We start from the raw sequence: 13496 nt of genomic DNA, 5'->3' as shown, positions 1-13496 counted from the left end.
CGGCTGGACCGGCCCTCGACGGCCCGCGTTCGCGACCCTGCCCGCGCCGGCCGGTCCACCGTAGCGCGCGCGGGCCCGGTGGGACGCCAGGTCAGCTGCCCGCGCCCGCCCGGCCCCAGTCCGGCCCGGCCGCCGCCCAGGCCCTGTCCAGCCGCGTGTACCGCCGATGTACGAGGCGGCGTACGACCATGCGCCGGAGCGTCTCCACGAGCGCGGCCGCGCCGATCGCGGCGGCCAGGCCCACCAGCCCCGCGTGCACGGCGGCGGTCGAGGGGTCCAGCGGACGCCCCACCACCCGGCCCCGGGTGTCGGTCCATATCCGGAACCGGTCGCCCGGACGCGGGGGTTCCTGTGCCGCCGGGACCGTGCCCCGGTGGCTGGTGCCGTCCGGCGCGGTCCACGCGGCGACGATCTCCGTCCGCTGCGGGGACTGCCGCTGCGCGGCGGGATCGGCGGCCGCCCCGCCTGGGGAAGCCGCCCCGGCCGGGGAATCAGCGGCGGGCCGGAGCACGACCGCCGGGACCAGGTACCGCTCCTGCCGCTGCTCGCGCGCGGCGCGCTGCAAGGTCCCGTCCACCCGCAGACCCGCCGTCCACCCGACGGCCGGCACCACCACCAGGACGCACACCAGGGCGGCGAAGGCCACCCACGCTTCGATCAGATCCGTCCGCCGGCGCAGCGGATTGCGCCGCCAGCGCCAGACTCCCATGGCCGTCCACACGGTCGGGCACCCCCTCGCCTCCGTCTGTCTGCGCGTCCAAGCCTCGCCCATGTCCCGCGGACGCGCATTCCGGGACCTCGATCCGCGTGTCACCCGATCCGGTGGTCAGCCGGACGACCGGTCACGCACATCTCATGCGGCACAACGGCGCCGCGGTGCCGCTCGGTTCCCGATGCCGCGCAGAGCCCCCCGAAGGTGTCGGTCCGGACACGGTCGAACGGACTCGGAACGCAGCCGAGGCTCCGTCAGGGACCACATCCGCGGCCGCACTCGAGACCCCTTCAGGAGCCGCGTCCGCGCCGCGCCCGCGCCGCGTCCGGGCGGGTCGGCCCAGCCCCCGCCCAGCCTCGTCGGGCCGGCTCGGGCCCGCCTCGTGCGCCGCTCGCGCCGGGCGGTTCAACCGAGGACGCGGACCTCGTCGCCGACCCGGACCGTCCCCAGCTCCACGGGGGCCAGCATCCGTCCGAAGGCCAGCGACTTCCCGATCCGCCGGTGCTTGGCCAGGGTCTTGAGCGGCTCCTTGCCGCGCTCCGCCGTGCGCTGGTCGGTGGTGGTGATCACGCACCGGCCGCACTCGCGGACCCCGCGGAAGACTGCGTCGCCGATCGCGACGCGCGTCCAGCCGTCCTCGGCCCAGGCCTCGGCTCCCGAAACCACCACATTGGGCCGGAAACGGTTCATCGGCAGCGGCCCCTCGGCGGAGTGATCCCCTTGCGCCACCAGCTCGTTGAGTGCGTCGAGCGACGCCTGGGTGGCCACCAGCAGCGGGTAGGCGTCGGCCAGGCTCACCGTTTCGCCAGGCAGCGCGTAATCCGGGTCCACGGGCCGCCGTACGGCCGGGTCGTCGAGGTGCACCAGCCGGGCCGCGAACCCGAGGTACTCGCTGAACCAGGCGTGCCCGGCGCCGTCCGCGACGACGGTGTCGATCTTCTTCCCGAACAGCACGACGGGCTCCAGCGGCCCGGGCGCGGGCGGTTCCACCACGGTCGTCGCCAGACCGGGGGCCGACAGTGCGACCCCGCCGCTCTCCAGCGGGCGGGCCGCGGCCAACGCGAGGCGCGGCTGCTCGCGTTGGGTGACGATGCGGCCCTCGCTGTCGATCACCGCCCAGCGCCGGTCCCCGGCGAGGCCCCAGGGCTCCACGGCCACCTCGTCGGGAGAGGTCCCCGCTACCGATTTGACGGGGTGGACGTGGAGTTCCTGGACACGCATCGTGGTCATGGGGGCATCATTCCAGTCGCCCCCGTCGGCATACCAGCGGGTATCGGCCGCTCTTGCCGTCAGTTCACCGGCGCCGTCACCACCGGACGCCGACCTTCCCCCGCGGCGTCAGTAGCCGCGCCCCTGGTACGGGCGGCCGTACTGGTCCTCGTACCCCGACTGCGCCGGAGCCTGGGCCTGGGCGGGCCGCGGCGCCGCCGGGCGCATGGCCTCGTAGCCGGTGGCCGTGGCGACCGGCCGCGGCTGCTGCGGCTGGGGCGCGTACCCACCGCGGGCGGCGACGGGCTGCTGCTGCGGGATGTACGGGGCGGGCGCGTGGTGCAGCGGCATCGGCTGGGGGGCGCCCTGCTGCTGGTACGGGTACCCGTAGGCCGGCTGCTGCGGCGACGGGGCCGCGGGCAGCGCGGGCAGGGCCGACGGCAGCGCCGGCAGGTATCCGCCCGAGTAGCCGTTGTTGCCCTGCGGGGCGTTGTGCCCCTGGTAGCCACCGCCCATGGAGTCGTAGGCGGCCGGCACGCGGATGGGCGCGATCTGGGGGGTGCCGCGTTCGGCGACGAGGGAGTCGTAGATGGGGGTGTCCGGGAAGGAGGGCGCGGAGTAGTAACCGCCGCCATAAGTGGAGCGGGGGGAGGTCATGGCACATAAGTTAAGCCCACGACTTCACCGGGTCCATAGCGAGGGCTCGTCAACACCGCGCTGACCTGCATCTTCGCAGGTCAGCGGGCCGGCTTTCACTTGACGTTCACGTGCACGATTCGTCGCTTCCACCCCGGCTTGTTCGTACTCGTACCCGCCTGACGGTGCGTCGGGTGAATGTCCGTCACACGGCTGTGACCTCGGATGACGCCGGTTCAGGCTGCAAGCGGAAGCCGTTTCAGGCGTCGCTGGGGCGGGCGTAGGTGCGTCCCTTCCACGCGGCGCCGCGCCCGCGGTAGTGCTGCACGGCCGAGTCGACCGTCATCAGCAGGTAGAGCAGCGCGGTCAGCGGCAGCAGTGGTGCGAGCGCCGCCGACTGCCGGTAGTAGCGCAGCATCGGCAGGTACGTACCGGCCATCAGCAGCCAGGCCGCGGCGCCCGCCGCCGCGGCCACGGGCCGCCCCGTCAGCAGCCCCGCGCAGCACGTCACCGGCGGCGCGAGGTAGACGAGGGCCAGTCCCGCCACCGTGCCCACCAGCAGCGACGGCTGGTGGCGCAGCTGTGCGTAGGCACTGCGCGAGACCATCCGCCACAGGTCCCCGAGCCCGTCGTACGGGCGCACGCTGTCCACCCGCTCCGCCAGCCCCAGCCAGATCCGGCCACCGCTGCGCCGCACCGCGCGGGCGAGGGACACGTCGTCGATCACGGCCTGGCGGATGGACTCCGGTACGCCCGCCCGTACGGCCGCCTCCGTGCGCAGCAGTACGCACCCGCCGGCCGCGGCGGCGGTCCGCCCCGCCCGCCGGTTGATCCAGCGGAAGGGGTAGAGCTGGGCGAAGAAGTAGACGAAGGCCGGCACGACCAGCCGCTCCCAGACGGTGACGATGCGCAGCCGTGCCATCAGCGACACGAGGTCGAGGTCGGCCGAGACCGCGGCCGAGACCAGCTCGCGCAGGCTGTCCGGCTCGTGCGCGATGTCCGCGTCGGTGAGCAGCAGGTACTCCGGAGCCCCGGCCTCCGTGGCGCGGGCCAGCCCGATCCCGTGCCGCAGGGCCCACAGCTTGCCCGTCCAGCCCGCGTCCGGCTCGCCGGGGGAGCAGACGGTGAGCGGCAGTCCGGGGTGCTCGCGGGCCAGGGCGCGCGCGAGCGCGCCGGTGCCGTCGGTGCTCCCGTCGTCGACGAGGAACACCTCGGCCTCGCCGGGATAGTCCTGGGCCAGCAGCGACGGCAGGCTCAGCGGCAGCACGCCGGCCTCGTCCCGGGCGGGCACGACGACGGCGACCGAGGGCCACCGGGCGGGCGGGGTGCGCGGCGGCAGGCGGACATCGGTCCGCCAGAACATGCCCTGGCCGAAGGTGAGCCAGAGCCAGACGGCGAGCGAGGCACAGGCGGCGATGCTGAGGGGGCCCATTCCCGCAGTGTGCCGAAACGGGGCCCGGGTGTCGCGCATCCACGCCAGGGGGGATTGCGGGGCGGGGTCTCGGGCGCCGGCACGGGTGGAGGGCGTCCGCCCTGGCCGTCGGGGCGTCGGCCTGCGCGGCGGGGATTCGGCTTGGCTGCCGGACGTCGGGCCAGTGTGTCGGGACCCGGCGTGGCCGTTTGATGCCTGGCCTGGCCTGGGGTCGGGCGCTCGGCTCGGGCATCGCGTTCTCGGCCCGTGGGCCTGGCACCCGGCTTGGCCGTCGGGCACCTCCGCGGACGCCGGACGTCGGACGGGGGCCTGCGTGCCGGGCACTCGGCGTGACCACGTCGGATGCCTGGCCTGGCGTCGGGCGCCTGGCTCGGCCGTCGCGTTCTCAGCCCGCGGGCATGGCACCCGGCTTGGCCGTCGGGCACCGGCTCGGACGGCGGACGCCGGACCTGCGTGTCGGGCGTTCGGGCGTGGCCGTCGGCTGCCTGGCCTGGCGTCTGGCGTTCGGCTCGGCCGTCGCGTTGTCGGCCCGCGGGCACGGCACGCGGCTTGGCCGTAGGGCAACCCTTCGGACGCCGGACGCCGGACGCCGGACGCCGGACGCCGGACGCCGGACGCCGAAGCCGGACCTCGGGTCTGCGTTTCGGGCATCGGCGCGGCCGTCGGGCGCCTGGCTCGGCCGTCGGGTTGTCGGCCCGCGGGCATGGCTCGCGGTTTGGCCGTCGGGCACCCGCTCGGACGCCGGACGCCGGACCTCGGGCCTGCGTGTCGGGCGTCCGGCTTGGCCGTCGGGGGCCTGGCGTGGCGTCGGGGCGCCCGCCTGCGGCTGGGGGTGCGCGCTGTGGGGCGGCTGCCGGGCGCGGGCTCCTGTGCGGACTGGTCGCGAGGGCGGGCGCGGGGCGCCGGGCCTTCGAGTTGCCGTCGCAGCCTGGGGGCTGAGGGGACAGCCTGGGCGGGCCCTGGCCCTCCGGCCTTGCTCGGCTCTCCTGTGCGGCCCCTCGGCTCGGGCCCCCTGCGGGGGCACCACGTACGCGGGCCCGTGCCGGAGCCCCTGTCCTGCCCGCCTGCCGGGCCCGTTGCTCGGTCTCCCTGCGGGGCGCCCCCGCAGACGGTCCCTGGGCGGTCCCCGGGCAGGGGCGCCTTGCCGGGCCCCGGCTGGGGCTCGGAGCGGGAGCGATCGCCGCGCGGAGGTGGTCGGCCAGCCGTGCGGTGCGGCCGCCCGGCGGCGCCTGGCCGCCCCTCACTGGGCCCCCTGCGGTGCGACCGGGCACGGGCCCCTGGGCGGGGCCCGGCCACGGGCGCCGCGCGTGGGCGCCCGGTGCGGGCCCGGCCCGCGGCTCCTGCCCCCCCGGCCGCGGCTCCGGCCGACCTCCGCCCGCCGCCGCCGGGGGCCTGCGCGGCCGGAAACGGGGCGTGCCGGGTGGGGGCGTGGCGGGGGTCGATTAAGGTGACCAAGTGAAGATCGCGCTCATGGACTCCGGCATCGGCCTCCTCGCGGCGGCCGCCGCGGTGCGACGGCTGCGGCCGGACGCCGACCTGGTCCTCTCCTCCGACCCCGACGGAATGCCCTGGGGACCGCGTACCCCGGCCGACCTCACCGGTCGGGCGCTGACGGTCGCGCGCGCCGCCGCCGCGCTGCGTCCCCGGGCCCTGATCGTCGCCTGCAACACCGCCTCCGTGCACTCGCTGCCCACCCTGCGGGCGGAGCTGGAGCCGGGAGTTCCGGTCGTCGGCACGGTTCCCGCGATCAAGCCCGCCGCGGCCCGCGGCGGCCGGGTCGCCATCTGGGCCACCCCGGCCACGACCGGAAGCCCCTACCAGCGCGGGCTGATCCGCGACTTCGCCGCGGGCGTCCCGGTCACCGAGGTGCCCTGCCCCGGTCTGGCCGACGCGGTCGAGCACGGGGACGAGGAAGCCGTCGTACGGGCCGTCGCCGCCGCCGCCGCGCTGACCCCGCCGGACGTCACCGACGTGGTCCTCGGCTGCACGCACTACGAACTCGTCGAGACCGCGATCCGGGCCGCGCTCGCGACCCGCACCGGGGGCGCGGCGCTCGTCTTCCACGGGTCGGCGGAGCCCGTCGCCGCGCAGGCCCTGCGCCGTATCGGCGTCCCCCCCGAGCCCGGCCTGCCGCGCACCGGCACCCTGACCGTGCTGCACAGCGGCCGCCCCGGACACCTCCCGCCCGCCGCCCTCGGGTACGCGGAGGGACGCCTCCTCGCCGCGGAACCACAGGACGCCGCCGCGCGTTAGGGGACACCCCTTAGGTCCGACGCCGGCGCGTGGAGTAGGCCCAGGTCAGGAGCAGGACGAGTGGTCCCCACAGCATCCCGGGGGCGATGCAGAGGCGGGCCAGTGTCGCCCAGCCGTCACCGCGGAAACCGGCGGCGTCCCCCACACCGAACCAGCTCAGCAGCACGGGTGCCCAGAACGCGGTCGCGCCCAGGCCGCCGAGGGTGGCGGGGACGATCGCAGCAAGGGGAGCGATCCGCTTCCCGCCGATGAACGGCAGCCATGAGGGGGCGACCTCGCCCCATCCCCGCACCAGTCCGAAGGACAGCAGGGCGAACCCCTCCGTGATCAAGCTGAGCCCGAAGACGTAGGGGACGGAGATCCACCACGACGACGGCATCGCCCCGTCCGCCTCCAGCCCCATCTCGAAGCCGAAGGCGAACGGCAACCGCCACAGGCACTGGGGAAGCAGCAGGAGTGGGATCGCGTGGGCAATGAGCGAAGCCCAGGGTGGGACCGGCCGCGCGGTGCCGTGCGCGGTCGTGTCCGGTGCGATCGGGTTCCATGCGGTCGGGTTCGGTCGGAGTCCGTCGGTCGCTGTCATGGCACCAGCCTCTTCGGTCCTCTGCGGCCGGTCGTCACCCCCGCGTCGGGACCGCCGCCCGCGCGGGGGAGCCGCGAGTCAGCCTGCGGGCTGATGTCCCGGCCGCCCGGCGGTCGCTAGCGACGCGGCCAGTTCCCGCAGTGCGGCCGCGTCCAGCACCCGGCCGGCGAACCCGGGCAGCGGTATGTGCAGGGGGCCGGTCCACCGCCGGGGGATCGCCCCGGATCCGTAGACGGCTCCGGCCAGGGTTCCGGTCACCGCCGCCACCGTGTCCGTGTCACCGCCGACGTCCACGGCCGCCCGCAGCGCCTCCTCGAAGCCGTCCGTCGTCCGCAGTGCCCACACCGCCGTGCCCAGGCAGGGCCACACCGCGCCGTTGAACTCGGTCGCCAGCGCGGGATGCCAGTCCGGTGCGAGGACCCGGGCGTAGCGCTCCCGGTGGCCGGGGTCCACCGCGCCGAGCACCTCGGGCAGGGCCGCCAGGGGGTCGGCTCCCGCCAGGGCGGTACGGACCAGCTCGTGCAGCACCGCCGTCCCCTCCCAGGCCGCCGCGTCGCCGTGCGTGAGCGCCGCGATCCGGCGGGCGGCGTCCATCGTGGCGGTCCGGCCCGCGGCGGCGAAGTACACCGCCGATGTCGACGCACGCATCAGGGAACCATTGCCCGCGGCCCGGGCGTTGATCTGGAAGTGCAGTGCGGCGGCGAGGTCCCAGGGCTCGCCGTTCGTCAGTACGTCCTCCGTCTGCAGTCCGATGTCCTTCGGTTCGCCCGCCGCCCACCGTTGGAACCGGTCGAAGACGTCGGGCAGCCGGAGCCCGCCGTGCTCCAGCAGCGATTCGCCCACCAGGACGGCCATCTGGGTGTCGTCGGTCGCCTCGCCCGGCTCCCAGCCGCCGCCCCCGCACATCTCGCCGCCCCCGCCCGGCGTCGGGAAGCGGGCCGAGAACGCGCCCTCGGGCCCGAACTCGAAAGGGGCGCCTAGCGCGTCCCCGACGGCCGAGCCGAGGACAGCCCCGACGGCGCGGTCGATGCGGTCGCCGTCGTGCGGGCTCACGGGGTGCGCTCCGTCCGTGCCCGGTGCGTCCGCCCGCGCCCGCCCGCCTGCCTCCGCCGGTACGTCGACGGCCGCGTCCCGCAGCAGATCTCTCCGGTCCTGGTTCACCGGGGCAGCGTAACCACCGGCACGTCGCCGCAGGCCTGCCCCACGCAACCCCGCACACCGTCCTTGCGCCAAAGGGCCGAGAGGCGGTGGCGCGGGGGCGGAACGTGGGTACGCTGCTGGACATGACGGACCACCCTCCGGGCCCGCTCTGGACCGGCCGGGCCTCCAACCGCGCGCAGTGGCTCATCGCCGCCGCCGGCGCGGCCTGCCTGGCGCTCGGCATCGAACTCGCCGTCGACTCCGCCTGGACCGCCGGGATCGTCCCGCTGGTGATGTCGGTGGTCGGCTGCCTCGCGGCCGGGCTGCTGATCCTCTACGGAACCCTCGCCTTCGTCCACGTCGCCGTCACCGTCGATGCCGAGACCATGGAGGTCCGCTGCGGCCACATAGGGCTGCCGCGCCGCCGGATCCGGCTCGCCGAGGTGACCGCGGCCGAGTTCGTCCCCCGGATCACCCCGCAGCAGTGGGGCGGCTGGGGCTACCGCTGGCGGCCCGAGAAGGGCACCGCCGTCGTCGTCCGGCGCGGCGAGGGCCTGGAACTGCACCTGGGTGACGGCAAGATCTTCACCGTCACGGTCGACGACGCGGAGAACGCCGTACGCGTCATCCGCACCCACCTGCGCGCCCTCACCCGCTAGCCACCCGACCTGTACAGCCCTTCGCACGGGCCGCCGAGGGCCCGCGTGCGGACCACCGCCGCGGCCCCCGGGCCCTCCGGGCGCCCCCGCGCCCAGGTGGGCGACGTACACTCCGCCAGATGAGCAGCAGCGCCACCCGTGCGGTCGAGAGCGAGCCCCCCGTCGAACCACCCGCCGATCCCTCCGTCGAGCCCTCCGAAGCCCCGGCCGCCCGCCGGGCGCGCCGGATCGCCTGGGCGCTGCGCGCCGGCGGCTCGGTGGTGGCCGGGGTGCTCCTGTACCTGAGCTTCCCGCCCCGGCCCCTGTGGTGGCTGGCCCCCTTCGCCTTCGCCCTGCTCGGCTGGTGCCTCGGCGTGCGCCGGGCGCGCGCCGGATTCGGCTTCGGGCTGCTGGCCGGGCTCGGCTTCATGCTGCCCCTGCTCTTCTGGACCGGTGAGGAGGTCGGTCCGGTGCCGTGGCTGGCGCTCGCCGTGCTGGAGGCGGTGTTCGTCGGGCTCACCGGGCTCGGGATCATGCTGGTCCGGCGGCTGCCGGCCTGGCCGCTGTGGGCCGCGGCCGTCTGGGTCGCGGGCGAGGCGGTCCGGGCCCGGATCCCGTTCGGCGGTTTCCCCTGGGGCAAGATCGCCTTCGGGCAGGCCGACGGGTTCTTCCTGCCGCTGGCCGCCCTCGGCGGCACCCCGCTGGTCGGCTTCGCCGTCGCCCTGTGCGGGTTCGGCCTGTACGAGGCGCTGGGCGTCGCCCGCCGCCCGAAGGGCGCCGTGACGCGGGCGACCGCCGTGACCGCCTCCGTCGCCGCGCTCAGCGTGGCCCTCCCGCTCGCCGCGGCCCTCGCCGCCCGGCCGCTGGTCTCCGACGCCGCCGAGGACGGCACCGCGGTGGCCGCCGTCATCCAGGGCAACGTGCCGACGATAGGGCTCGACTTCAACTCGCAGCGCCGCGCGGTCCTCGACAACCACGCCAAGCGCACGCTCCAGCTCGCCGACGACGTCCGGGCCGGCCGGGTGCCGAAGCCCGACTTCGTGGTCTGGCCGGAGAACTCCTCCGACCTGGACCCCTTCGCGGAGGCCGACGCCTACGCCGTGATCGACCGGGCCGTCAAGGCCATCGGGGTGCCCGTGGCCATCGGCTCGGTGCTGGCCCCGGAGACCGGCCCGCTGCGCAACACGATGATCCTGTGGGACCCGGTCAAGGGCCCCACCTCGACGTACGACAAGCGCAAGATCCAGCCGTTCGGCGAGCGCATGCCGATGCGCTCCTTCGTACGGATCTTCAGCTCCGACGTGGACCGGGTCCGCCGCGACTTCGGCCCGGGCAAGGAGCCCGGCGTCTTCGACATGGCCGGTAGCGGGGTCGGGATGGTCACCTGCTTCGAGGCCGCCTTCGACGACGCCGTGCGCTCCACCGTCCGCGCGGGCGCCCAGGTGATCGCCGTCCCCAGCAACAACGCCACCTTCGGGCGCAGCGAGATGACCTACCAGCAGCTCGCCATGGACCGGGTCCGGGCCGTCGAGCACAGCCGGACCGTCCTCGTCCCCGTCACGAGCGGGGTCAGCGCCGTCATCCAGCCCGACGGCAAGGTCGTCCAGCAGACGAAGATGTTCACCCCGGACGCGCTCGTCGCCACCATCCCGCTGCGCTCCTCGCAGACCCCGGCCACCCGCGTCGGCCCGCTGGCGGAGTACGCCCTGCTCGCCCTGGCCGCGGGCGGTTTCGGCTGGGTCCTGCTGCGCGGGATCCGGGCCCGGCGCGACGCGTCGTAGGGTCGGGGGATGAGTACCCCCGAGTTCATCCGCAGGATCCGCGAACACGCCGGGCACCGGCTGCTCCTGCTGCCCGGTGTGACGGCCATCGTCATCGACGATCTCGGGCGGGTGCTGCTCGGGCGGCGCACGGACACCGGCCGCTGGTCCGTCATCGGCGGGATCTGCGAGCCGGGGGAGCAGCCCGCGCTGACCGCGGTGCGCGAGGTGTACGAGGAGACGGCGGTCCGGTGCGTTCCGGAGCGGGTCGTGCTGGTCCAGCAGCTGTCCCCGGTGGTCTACCCCAACGGGGACGAGTGCCAGTTCACCGACATCACCTTCCGCTGCCGCGCCACCGGCGGCGAGGCCCGGGTCAACGACGCGGAGTCGCTGGAGGTGGGCTGGTTCACCGTCGACGCGCTGCCGCCGCTGGAGCCCTTCGCCCTGGACCGCATCCACCGGGCCCTCTCGGACGAGGAGCGCACCTGGTTCGAGGTGGCGGACGAGTCCCTGGCGCTGCCGCCGCAGACCGCGTGAGGGGGGCCGGGGGGCTCACGACCACCAGGTGTCCCGGATCCAGTGGTGGACGCCCTGGTCGGCGGAGCGGCCCGCCGCCTCGCGGTACAGCGCCTGCGCGGCGTCGCCCATGACCGCGCTGTAGGAGACCTCCGGGACCTCGCCGCCGGCCTGGTAGCCGCCCAGTACGCCCACCAGCGCGCCGTCCGCCAGCCACGGGCTGCCGCTCGTGCCACCGGTCAGGTCGGGGCAGCCGATGCGGCGCTGGGTGTCACTCTGCATCGTGGTGTCGTTCGAGCACAGGAGCGGGGTCTCCTCGGCCGCCGGGTAACCGAGGACCGTCACCGTCACGTCGTCGGGCTGCTCGGCGATCACCGGGAAGCCGCCGACCACGTCCTCGATCCGGCGCCCGTCCAGCGGGGCGACCGTCGCGAAGGAGATGTCCGCGTCGGGGTCGTGCGCGTCCTGCCAGCTCCGGTCGACGTACTGACCGGTGAGCTGCCACACCCCGTACGGCGCGGTGCCGTCCCGGTAGCCCGGCACGAAGACGGTGTTGCGCACGTCGCCCAGGCAGTGCGCGGCCGTCGCGATCACGTCGTGGCCGTCGCTGCGGACCACGGAGGCGGTGCAGTAGTGGCCGCCGTCCGTTCCGCCCGCGAAGAGGGCGCCCACCCGCCGGGCCGCGCCGTCCGCCGGGGCCAGGACGGTCACCCCCGGGGGCGGGGCCGCCGAGGCGTCCGGAATGTCGACCGTGAGCAGGGCTGACATCGCGGCGATCGCCAGCACGACACGGGCTGCGCGGCGCGCGCGGGGGGCCTGTCGGGGAAGGATGCGCTGGATCATGGTCAGAGGATGGAACGCGAACCTTTGGCCGGAGCCTCGGATTCCATAAGAATCCCCTGTGAATTCGTGCCCCGCAACGGGAACCCGGACGCCCTAATGCGCGTCAGGGGTCCGCTCGTACACCGTCACCCGGCGCCCCCGCACCTGCCGGTCGGCGACGGCCACGAAGGCCTCCCGGAGCACCGCGGCCTTCACCCGGTCCCGCTCCGCGCCCGACGGCTTCGCGACCGCCTCCGCGTCCGTGACCAGCAGGATCCGCCGGTGCGCGAGCATCGCCGCACGCAGCCTGGCCGGGTCCTCGCCCTCCACGCCCTTGAGCGTCCCGGACGCCGCGGGGGACCGTACGAGCGCGATGTCGGCCAGGCCCGCGAAGCGCCCGGGGGAGACGAGCGCCGTGTCCCGGCGGGCGGCCGGTACGAAGAGCACCGCGTCCCCGGGGCCCTTCAGCCGGGCCACCTCGTCCGCCACGGCGAGCACGTCGTCCACCCGGCTGGCCGGTGCCCGCCGGTCCAGCTCCATGGGCAGCATCGCCAGCGCCGCTCCGAGGACCGCCACCGGAACCACCAGCGCGGCCCCCCGCGGCGATCGGCGCGCGGTGGCCCGAACGCCCGCGCCCAGGGCGGCGCCGATCAGCAGCGCCAGGCCGAGCATCGCGAAGAGCACGTACCGGTCGAGGAACAACGGCTGCACCAGGGACAGCCCGGCCAGCGCGCCGAAGGGCACCACCAGCAGCGGCAGCCCGACGGAGGCGACCGACAGCCGCCCGGCGTGCGGCCGCTCCACCAGGGCGCAGACGCCGCCGATCGCGAGCAGGACCGCGGGGCCGGTCAGCATCGGCCAGGTCAGCGGCGGTATCCAGGAGACCTGCCCGGACTGGGTCCGGCTGAAGAGGACCAGCGGCAGCGCCCCCAGCACCGCTCCCGCCGCCGCGACGGCCCACGGCCGCACCACCGCGCCGCGCGCCCGCACCCACCACAGGGTGGCCGCGTGGGCGGGCAGGATCAGCAGGGAGAGCCAGTTCAGCAGCGCGCAGACCAGCACCACCAGCGCGTACGCCGCCCAGCGCGCCCACCCGCTCCGCCCGCCCGGCGGGCCCTCCAGCCGCCGGACCAGCAGCAGGGTCGAGAGCGCCGCCCCGGCCAGGACGAGGGCGTACGGCCGGCCCTCCTGGAGCTGGAACTGCACCGCCGGCAGCAGCCCGAGGACCGCTGCGGCGCCGAGCCCCGCCCAGTACCCGGCCCGTCCCGGGGTCAGCCGGCGCGCGAGGACAGCCGCCCAGCCCGCCGCGGCCGCGACCGCCAGCACCGAGGGCAGCCGCAGGGTCACCGGGCTCGCCCCGAAGACCGCGAAGAGCCCGTGCATCAGCAGGTAGTACAGCCCGTGCACGGCGTCGACGCTGCCGAGCATGTGCCAGATCTCGCCGGTCGAGCGCCGGGCCACCTGCCAGGTCGCCGCCTCGTCGCGCCAGACGCTGTTCTGCCGGGTGATCCCCCACAGTCCGAGCCCCAGGGTCCACAGGACGGGAACCAGCCACCCGGCCGCGCGACGGACGGCGCGCGGCCGGACCGCCTGCACGGCCCGGACCGCCGGGGACCCGCCCGGCGCGGACCCGACCGGTGGGGTCCCGTCCGACCTGCTCCCGGCCCGGGAGGACGCGGCCTCGGAGGTGCCGGACGGGCCAGGTATGCCGGAAGTCATGGGAGTGCTCGGGTCCTCGGTCGTTCGTTCGGGGCGCAAGCGCCCAGTCTATGGACGCGGCGGAGGGTTCCCGACC

The 13496-nt window shown here is 75.7% G+C and carries 12 protein-coding genes; 4 read left to right on the top strand and 8 right to left on the bottom strand.

Annotated features, from left to right (window positions below; translation table 11 throughout):
* Positions 1 to 91 precede the first annotated feature (91 nt).
* The 4 genes from AC0693_RS24505 to AC0693_RS24490 form a co-directional block, all read right to left on the bottom strand.
* Complete coding sequence (locus AC0693_RS24505) at positions 92 to 709, bottom strand: Rv1733c family protein (protein ID WP_478802885.1); 618 nt, start codon at positions 707 to 709, stop codon at positions 92 to 94.
* 408 nt (positions 710 to 1117) lie between these two features.
* Complete coding sequence (locus AC0693_RS24500; protein WP_478802884.1) at positions 1118 to 1942, bottom strand: MOSC domain-containing protein; 825 nt, start codon at positions 1940 to 1942, stop codon at positions 1118 to 1120.
* 108 nt (positions 1943 to 2050) lie between these two features.
* The gene (locus tag AC0693_RS24495) at positions 2051 to 2578 is read right to left on the bottom strand and encodes a DUF6643 family protein (RefSeq protein WP_356412754.1); all 528 of its coding nucleotides are present in this window, start codon (positions 2576 to 2578) and stop codon (positions 2051 to 2053) included.
* A gap of 238 nt (positions 2579 to 2816) precedes the next feature.
* Positions 2817 to 3989, bottom strand: coding sequence for a glycosyltransferase (locus tag AC0693_RS24490; protein ID WP_469331677.1), 1173 nt, complete (start codon positions 3987 to 3989; stop codon positions 2817 to 2819).
* A 1455-nt stretch (positions 3990 to 5444) separates the two neighbouring features.
* Here AC0693_RS24490 and AC0693_RS24485 point away from each other — a divergent pair.
* Complete coding sequence (locus AC0693_RS24485; RefSeq protein ID WP_469316217.1) at positions 5445 to 6242, top strand: glutamate racemase; 798 nt, start codon at positions 5445 to 5447, stop codon at positions 6240 to 6242.
* Between the two features lie 10 nt (positions 6243 to 6252).
* On the opposite strand, the gene AC0693_RS24480 is transcribed toward AC0693_RS24485, so the two are convergent.
* Both AC0693_RS24480 and AC0693_RS24475 read right to left on the bottom strand, forming a co-directional pair.
* A complete protein-coding gene (locus tag AC0693_RS24480) occupies positions 6253 to 6825 on the bottom strand; it encodes a hypothetical protein (RefSeq protein WP_478802883.1) in 573 nt (190 codons plus the stop codon).
* Between the two features lie 78 nt (positions 6826 to 6903).
* Entirely contained in the window at positions 6904 to 7854 is a 951-nt protein-coding gene (locus AC0693_RS24475) for an ADP-ribosylglycohydrolase family protein (protein ID WP_478803034.1), read from the bottom strand.
* A gap of 254 nt (positions 7855 to 8108) precedes the next feature.
* Between AC0693_RS24475 and AC0693_RS24470 the strand changes: the two genes are divergently transcribed.
* From AC0693_RS24470 to AC0693_RS24460, 3 genes are all read left to right on the top strand, one after another.
* The gene (locus AC0693_RS24470) at positions 8109 to 8624 is read left to right on the top strand and encodes a hypothetical protein (RefSeq protein ID WP_478802882.1); all 516 of its coding nucleotides are present in this window, start codon (positions 8109 to 8111) and stop codon (positions 8622 to 8624) included.
* 119 nt (positions 8625 to 8743) lie between these two features.
* Positions 8744 to 10384, top strand: coding sequence for an apolipoprotein N-acyltransferase (gene lnt, locus AC0693_RS24465; RefSeq protein WP_478802881.1), 1641 nt, complete (start codon positions 8744 to 8746; stop codon positions 10382 to 10384).
* A 9-nt stretch (positions 10385 to 10393) separates the two neighbouring features.
* A complete protein-coding gene (locus AC0693_RS24460) occupies positions 10394 to 10900 on the top strand; it encodes an NUDIX hydrolase (protein ID WP_478802880.1) in 507 nt (168 codons plus the stop codon).
* A 15-nt stretch (positions 10901 to 10915) separates the two neighbouring features.
* On the opposite strand, the gene AC0693_RS24455 is transcribed toward AC0693_RS24460, so the two are convergent.
* Complete coding sequence (locus AC0693_RS24455; RefSeq protein ID WP_478802879.1) at positions 10916 to 11722, bottom strand: trypsin-like serine peptidase; 807 nt, start codon at positions 11720 to 11722, stop codon at positions 10916 to 10918.
* Positions 11723 to 11815: 93 nt separating this feature from the next.
* Positions 11816 to 13459, bottom strand: a complete 1644-nt coding sequence (locus tag AC0693_RS24450; RefSeq protein ID WP_478802878.1) for a glycosyltransferase family 39 protein — start codon at positions 13457 to 13459, stop codon at positions 11816 to 11818.
* Between the last annotated feature and the right edge of the window lie 37 nt (positions 13460 to 13496).

Source organism: Streptomyces sp. NPDC043876 (assembly GCF_056435825.1).
This window is presented reverse-complemented; position numbering and strand designations above follow the sequence as displayed.

Coding starts and splice junctions, on each gene's coding strand:
- AC0693_RS24505 (WP_478802885.1), bottom strand. CDS start 709: ATGGGAGTCTGGCGCTGGCGGCGCAATCCGCTGCGCCGGCGGACGGAT.
- AC0693_RS24500 (WP_478802884.1), bottom strand. CDS start 1,942: ATGACCACGATGCGTGTCCAGGAACTCCACGTCCACCCCGTCAAATCG.
- AC0693_RS24495 (WP_356412754.1), bottom strand. CDS start 2,578: ATGACCTCCCCCCGCTCCACTTATGGCGGCGGTTACTACTCCGCGCCC.
- AC0693_RS24490 (WP_469331677.1), bottom strand. CDS start 3,989: ATGGGCCCCCTCAGCATCGCCGCCTGTGCCTCGCTCGCCGTCTGGCTC.
- AC0693_RS24480 (WP_478802883.1), bottom strand. CDS start 6,825: ATGACAGCGACCGACGGACTCCGACCGAACCCGACCGCATGGAACCCG.
- AC0693_RS24470 (WP_478802882.1), top strand. CDS start 8,109: ATGACGGACCACCCTCCGGGCCCGCTCTGGACCGGCCGGGCCTCCAAC.
- lnt (WP_478802881.1), top strand. CDS start 8,744: ATGAGCAGCAGCGCCACCCGTGCGGTCGAGAGCGAGCCCCCCGTCGAA.
- AC0693_RS24460 (WP_478802880.1), top strand. CDS start 10,394: ATGAGTACCCCCGAGTTCATCCGCAGGATCCGCGAACACGCCGGGCAC.
- AC0693_RS24455 (WP_478802879.1), bottom strand. CDS start 11,722: ATGATCCAGCGCATCCTTCCCCGACAGGCCCCCCGCGCGCGCCGCGCA.